Origin of the sequence: Microvirga aerophila, assembly GCF_003332305.1 — a bacterium.
Classification (GTDB): domain Bacteria; phylum Pseudomonadota; class Alphaproteobacteria; order Rhizobiales; family Beijerinckiaceae; genus Microvirga; species Microvirga aerophila.
Genome location: NZ_QOIO01000156.1, coordinates 1 through 2,442 on the forward strand (window position 1 = coordinate 1; position 2,442 = coordinate 2,442).

Sequence of the window (2,442 nt, forward strand, 5' to 3'; positions counted from 1 at the left end):
GTTAGCGGTGTTCTCAGGCCACGGCCTTGAGGTCTGGCGCGGTGGCGTAGGCCCACGGCAGCAGATCATCGATGCGGGTGTTGAGATGGCCGGTGGCGATGCGGTTCAGCACATCAGCGAGATAGGCCTGCGGATCCACCTCGCACAGTTTGCACGTCTCGACCAATGAGGCGATGATCGCCCAGTGCTCGCCCCCGCGATCCGAGCCAGCAAACAGCGCATTTTTGCGCGTCAATGCCAAAGGCCGGATTGCCCGCTCGACGACGTTGGAGTCGATCTCAATGCGCCCGTCCTCCACAAACTGCGTCAGCCCGTCCCAGCGCGAGAGCGCATAGCGGATCGCCTCGGCCAGCTTGCTCTTCTGGCTGATCAGACCGAGCTTGGCGCGCAGCCACGGCTCCAGAGCCTCCAGGATCGGACGGCTCTTCGTCTGACGAATCCGGCATCGCTCCGCGGCACTCATGCCACGGATGTCGCTCTCGATCCGATAGAGTTCCGCAATGCGCGTGAGGGCTTCGCTGGCAATCGGCGCTGCGCCGGCCACGGCCAGCTCGTAAAAGCGCCGCCGCACATGCGCCCAGCAGAACGCGAGGGTGATCTGGTTGCCTCCAGTCAGCGCCCGATAGCCGCTGTAGCCATCGACCTGCAACACGCCGGCAAAGCCCGCCAGATGCGCAATCGGCCGCGCCGCCTTGCGATCCGGCGCATAGACGTATGCCACCCCGGGCGGATCCGTCCCGCCCCAAGGACGATCATCGCGCGCATAGGCAAACAACTGGCCGGTTTTGGTCTGGCCGCGACCAGGGTCGAGCACGGGCGCAGTGGTCTCATCGGCGAACAATCGAGGCGAGGTCTTCAGTTGCGCCAGCAGACGTTCATGCACCGGCCGCAGATGCCAGGCGGCCCGTCCGACCCAGTCGGCCAGGGTCGAGCGATCCAAGCTGATGCCCTGACGGGCGTAAATCTGCGCCTGCCGGTAGAGCGGCAGATGATCGGCATACTTGGATACGAGCACTTGGGCGATGAGCGCATCGGTAGGCAGCCCGCCCTCGATCACACGCGCCGGAGCGGGCGCCTGTACCACGGCCTCACAGGCGCGGCAGGCGTATTTGGGTCGACGCACCACCAGCACGCGCAGTTGCGCCGGCACGATGTCGAGCCGCTCGGAGATATCCTCGCCGATGCGGTGCAGGGTGTTGCGGCAGCAGGGACAGGCCGGATCATCGATGTCGATGATCGTCTCCATCCGCGGCAGATGAGCCGGTAACGCTCCCCGGTTCCGGCGTCGCCGAGCCGCGCGGCTTTGGCGCTCGGCCGGATCCGCTTGCTCGTGGTGGGCTTCCTCGGCAGCCTCAGTCTGCTCGGCTTCTTCCAGTCCCAACAGCAGCTGATCCTCGGGCAGGCTCTCGGCGCGGCGGCCGAAGCGGTGACGCTGCATCGCCTTGATGATCTGCTCCAGGCGCTCAGCGCGGGCCCGCTCGGCCAGGAGCATGGCCTTGAGCAGATCGGGATCATCGGGGAGAGCTTGCATCGCACTGGTCACAAGACGAAGTGAATCATGCCTCAGTCATGCCGGCGATGGCTCTGATGGATGGGGCTGACGGCGCAATCAACTCGCCGCCGACGGCGCTATGGTTTGGCGCGCCTCATGCACCCGGCGCCAGTCCAAACCTTCGAGCAGAGCGGAGAGCTCGGCGGCCGACAGGTGAATGACGCCGTCCTGTAGCTTGGGCCAGCGGAACTCACCATCCTCCAATCGCTTTGCGACGAGAACCACGCCAGTGCCATCCCAGAACACCAGCTTGACGCGATCCGTGCGCTTGGCGCGGAACACGTATACGGCGCCAGAGAACGGATTGGCTCCCATGGTGTCGCGCACGAGCGCAGCCAGTCCATCGGCCCCTTTACGGAAGTCGACGGGCTTGGTTGCCACCATCACGCGCACGCTGCCGCTCGGGCCGATCATCGCAGGCTCTTGAGCGCATGCAGCACGAGGGCCAATGTCGCTCCATCGATCCCGCGCGGGACGCGAATGACAGCGCCCGCCACGACAATCTCGATCACCGCCTCCCGGCAGGCTGCCGGGGTGGGCTGCGGCCCGTCAGGGGCGACAACAACCGGGGTAAAGGCCAGCGGAGAATCGTCCGCCTCGCGCTTGGCCTGACGACGCCAGGTGAACAGGTGCTGGGGCGACATGCCGTTGCGGCGGGCCACTTCGGACACGATCGCACCCGGCGCCATCGCTTCTTCCAGGATCCGCGCTTTCTCATCCGCCGACCAGCGCCGGCGTCCGCCGGCCCCAGTGATCACTTCCAGGCGCCGCACCGGCCGGGGCGGCTCAAGCATATGGTCAACCATCGACACAAAACGATCCCCAATCAGAGATCGTCAGTCTCGCTGCTCAGACATGCGAATGTAAGGTGCGGCGAGAACACCGCTTAC

Annotated in this window: 3 protein-coding genes; all 3 read right to left on the minus strand. The window is 65.7% G+C overall.

Going from position 1 to position 2,442, the window contains the following annotated elements; genetic code table 11:
- Nucleotides 1-13 precede the first annotated feature (13 nt).
- On the minus strand, nt 14-1,543 hold the full coding sequence (tnpC, locus tag DRB19_RS29395) for an IS66 family transposase (protein ID WP_373867462.1): 1,530 nt from the start codon (nt 1,541-1,543) through the stop codon (nt 14-16).
- Nucleotides 1,544-1,609: 66 nt separating this feature from the next.
- Entirely contained in the window at nt 1,610-1,966 is a 357-nt protein-coding gene (tnpB, locus tag DRB19_RS29400) for an IS66 family insertion sequence element accessory protein TnpB (protein ID WP_114189477.1), read from the minus strand.
- Entirely contained in the window at nt 1,963-2,346 is a 384-nt protein-coding gene (gene tnpA / locus DRB19_RS29405; RefSeq protein WP_162815960.1) for an IS66-like element accessory protein TnpA, read from the minus strand. The genes tnpB and tnpA overlap by 4 nt, the downstream gene beginning before the upstream one ends.
- Nucleotides 2,347-2,442 lie beyond the last annotated feature (96 nt).